Consider the following 3,509-nt stretch of genomic DNA (forward strand, 5'->3'; position numbering starts at 1 on the left):
TTGTCAGGGAGGGGAGCAGATTCTTAGCGGGATGTCGCGTCCGGCCTTAGAAGCTGTACGCCAGCCCCACCGCGCCCAGCCACTGGTCGGCCGATCCGTTGCGCGACACGATCGGGCTGTCGGCGAAATCGTTCAGCATCCGGCGATAGACGACCGTGCCGAACACCTGCAGCCCCGAGCGCAGATCGCCGGTCAGCGAGCGGCCGACGAGGCTGCCCAGCGTCCAGTTCTTCCACCCGGCCCGCGCGTTATAGACCGGCAGCCCGCTGGCGAGCGACTGGCCGGGCGTGATCGAGAAATAGCTGTCGGCATAGCCCTCGCCCACGCGCTCGCCCGACACGAACAGGCCGGCGACCATCTTGGTGCTTAGCGGGGTGACATAGTTGATCGTGGGAGCGAGCACGGTCGACTTGTGGCCGCCCGCCACATCCTTGCGATAGCTGACCGATGCCGACAGCCGGTCGAACTGCGAGGTGATGACACCGGTCTTGCCGATGCCGACATAGCCGCCCAGCTCGATCGCGGTGTCGACCTTGCCCAGCGCGCGGACCTGGGCATCGTCGATGCCCTTGGTCGAATTGCGGTTGAGGTTCACGACCGCGATCGGCCCCGCCTGGAAATCCCACGTGGGACCAATGCCGTCGGGGATAAGGTCGACGCTCAGCCGGTTGCCGGCGAGCAGGAAGTTGAAGCCCGACACGCGGCCGGTTGCGGCGGGCACCGGGCTGAACGAATAATCGTCCGACCCTTCGTAATCGGGCAGGATCGCGGCACCGAGGCCCACGACATAGAAGTCGGCGCCGGTGTCGTTGTTCGCCATGGTCGCGGCGGACGGTTCGGGCGGGGGCGACGGCGCGACCGCCGCGTCCTGCGCCAGCGCGGGGGTGGCGGCAAGGGTGGCGGCGGTCAGAACGGCGGCGAGAATGGCGCGCAAGGGCGTGGCTCCGGGGAATTGTTGCAACAGCGTAACGCTGTCGCTTCCCCTTCGGTCCATCGCGATCGACTAGAGCAGGTAGCGAATCCGAACCTGTTGCACGGTTGCATCACCCGCGATCGGGAATTCGGCGGCGCTGAAGCGCGGCGGGCCGAACCCGATCGCCGGATTGCGCGAGAAACCAAAGCCTTCGCGCGGGATGCCGGCAAAGGTGTCGAGCTTCTTGTTGTTGTTCTCGTCGTGGATCACCGACACGGCATAATCGCCGCGCCCCAATCCGGCGATGCGCACGCCGCGATCGCCCGCCGGAAAGCTGCGCGTCACCGCGTTCTTGTCGTCGGTGCAGCCGGGGAAATTCTCCGGCTCGGCGGTCAGGCACAGGCGGATGACGCCCTTGGTCGAACGCAGGTCGGTCAGGCGGACGTCAAGCGTGCCCGTCGGCATGGCTCCGGTAAGGCTCAGGATCATCGCGCCCCCCAGCGCGGCGATTGCGGTGACGCGCCGCGCGCGCCCGGTCTTTCTCGAAGTCACCAAGTCCCCCATCGGTCTTGCACAACCGGTCCCAGAACCGGAAATAAAGTCCATAGTTACACCCGTATTTCTCGTGATGCCGCTGATGATGGCTGGCGGTAATCAGCCATCCGCCCAGTTTTCCCGACCACATCCATTTGGGAAAGATCTCCCACCCCATGTGGTTGGTCACGCCCATAACCGTCATGATGCTTAGCACCAATCCCAGCGCGCCGACATGGATCGGAATACAGAATACCAGTAGCGGAATTACCACAGCCCCGGTCAGCGCCTCGATGGGATGGAACGCCATCGCCGCCCATGCGGTGGGCGGGCGGCTGGCATGGTGGACCGCATGCGCGATGCGGAACCATTTGGGGACGTGCATCCAGCGATGCGTCCAGTAGAACCACGTATCGTGCGCGAACAGGTAGAGCAGCACCGAGAGCGGCAGATACCATAGCGGCATGGCGTGGACGTCGCTGTAGATCTGCGTCCAGCCGCGATGCTGCCATCCCCAGGCGACGACCCCGGCGGGCACGCCATAGAGGATCGCCGAGAGCAGCGACCAGCGGATTTCCTTGGCGATCTGCGCATCCAGCCCGGCGTAGAGTCCGGGATGCTTCGCCCGCGTCGCAAAGGCGAAGCCGGCGGAGGCGAGCAGATAGCGGACGCCGACGATCAGCGTCATCGCCACGGCGGAAAGCAGGACGGCCAGCGCGATCGACATGGGCGCGCTGTAGCGGGTTTCGCGGGCCGGGGACAGCGCGCCTTTTCCTTCCCTCCTTTGTCAGGGAGGGGAGTTTGCAGGGACCGACCGTTGCCACTGTCGGCTCGCTCCCCTAGGGCATGGAGCCATGCCCACCATCCATCATTGCGACCTCGCCATCGTCGGCGGGGGACTGTCGGGGGCGTTGATCGCGTTGGCGGCGGCGAAGCGGCGGCCCGATGCGCGCATCCGGCTGATCGAGGGGGCGGCGACCTTCGGCGGCAACCATGTCTGGTCGTTCTTCGGCAGCGACGTGCCCGGCCCCTATCGCGCATTGATCGCGCCGCTCGTCACCTATGGCTGGCGCGCCTATGACATCGCCTTTCCCGCGCACGCCCGCACCATCGACACGACCTATTATTCGATCACCTCCGACCGGCTGGACGAGGTGGTGCGCGCCGCGCTCCCGCCCGAATCGCTGATGACCCGCGCGCGCGTGCTCGGCGCCAGCCCGACCGCCGTGGTGCTGGCCGACGGCGACCGGGTCGAGGCGCAGGGCGTGATCGACTGTCGCGGCCCCGGCGATACCAGCCTGCTCGATCTGGGCTGGCAGAAGTTCATGGGGATGGAGGTCCGCACCGCCTATCCCCACGGCGTCGAACGCCCGATCGTGATGGACGGATCGGTCGAACAGCACGACGGCTTCCGCTTCGTCTACACGCTCCCCTTCGACGCGACGACGCTGTTCATCGAGGATACCTATTACAGCGACACCCCCGATCTCGACACCCAGGCACTGGCCGGCCGCATCTCGGCCTATGCCGAGGCCAAGGGCTGGCCGGTCGCGACCGTCGGGCGCAGCGAAACCGGCGTGCTGCCGGTCGCGATGGGTGGCGATTTCGAGGAATATTGGCGCTCGGGCGGCAACCGCGTCGCCAAGGGCGGGATGCGCGCCGGGCTGTTCCATCCGCTGACCGGCTATTCGCTGCCCGATGCGCTGCGCCTCGCGCACAAGGTCGCGGACAGCGGCGACTGGTCGGGCGGCGCGCTCCACACGCTGACGCACGATGTCGCCGCCGGGCTGTGGCGCGAGCGCGGCTTCTATCGCATGCTGGCGACAATGTTGTTCAAGGCGGCCGAGCCGGAGGAACGCTACCGCGTGCTCGAACGCTTCTACCGGCTGGACCCGAAGCTGGTCGCGCGTTTCTATGGCGGGCGATCGACCATCGTCGACAAGGCGCGGGTGCTGATCGGCAAGCCGCCCGTGCCGATCGGCCGGGCGGTGGCCGCGTTGATGGGTCGAACGGGTTGAGGGGACGAACGGGCGTGAGAACGGCAGCGGTCATCGGGGCGGGG

4 protein-coding genes are annotated in these 3,509 nt (G+C 66.9%); 1 reads left to right on the plus strand and 3 read right to left on the minus strand.

What is annotated here, in order from left to right; genetic code table 11:
* Positions 1-46: 46 nt before the first annotated feature.
* From ASE78_RS15405 to ASE78_RS15415, 3 genes are all read right to left on the minus strand, one after another.
* Positions 47-934 carry a MipA/OmpV family protein gene (locus ASE78_RS15405; protein ID WP_056498304.1) on the minus strand — a complete coding sequence of 296 codons (888 nt, stop codon included), beginning with the start codon at positions 932-934 and terminating at the stop codon, positions 47-49.
* Positions 935-1,003: 69 nt separating this feature from the next.
* Positions 1,004-1,402 carry a DUF2141 domain-containing protein gene (locus ASE78_RS15410; protein WP_055762225.1) on the minus strand — a complete coding sequence of 133 codons (399 nt, stop codon included), beginning with the start codon at positions 1,400-1,402 and terminating at the stop codon, positions 1,004-1,006.
* Positions 1,359-2,174 (minus strand): sterol desaturase family protein, encoded by an 816-nt coding sequence (locus ASE78_RS15415; RefSeq protein WP_056498306.1) that lies wholly within the window; start codon positions 2,172-2,174, stop codon positions 1,359-1,361. The genes ASE78_RS15410 and ASE78_RS15415 overlap by 44 nt, the downstream gene beginning before the upstream one ends.
* Positions 2,175-2,301: 127 nt before the next feature.
* Between ASE78_RS15415 and crtY the strand changes: the two genes are divergently transcribed.
* On the plus strand, positions 2,302-3,465 hold the full coding sequence (gene crtY / locus ASE78_RS15420; RefSeq protein ID WP_055762232.1) for a lycopene beta-cyclase CrtY: 1,164 nt from the start codon (positions 2,302-2,304) through the stop codon (positions 3,463-3,465).
* Positions 3,466-3,509 lie beyond the last annotated feature (44 nt).

The organism is Sphingomonas sp. Leaf25 (assembly GCF_001421635.1).
Classification (GTDB): Bacteria; Pseudomonadota; Alphaproteobacteria; order Sphingomonadales; family Sphingomonadaceae; genus Sphingomonas.

What these genes read in the sequence shown, in the direction of transcription:
- crtY (WP_055762232.1), top strand. Translation starts at nt 2,302, where the DNA reads ATGCCCACCATCCATCATTGCGACCTCGCCATCGTCGGCGGGGGACTG.
- ASE78_RS15410 (WP_055762225.1), bottom strand. Translation starts at nt 1,402, where the DNA reads ATGATCCTGAGCCTTACCGGAGCCATGCCGACGGGCACGCTTGACGTC.
- ASE78_RS15415 (WP_056498306.1), bottom strand. Translation starts at nt 2,174, where the DNA reads ATGTCGATCGCGCTGGCCGTCCTGCTTTCCGCCGTGGCGATGACGCTG.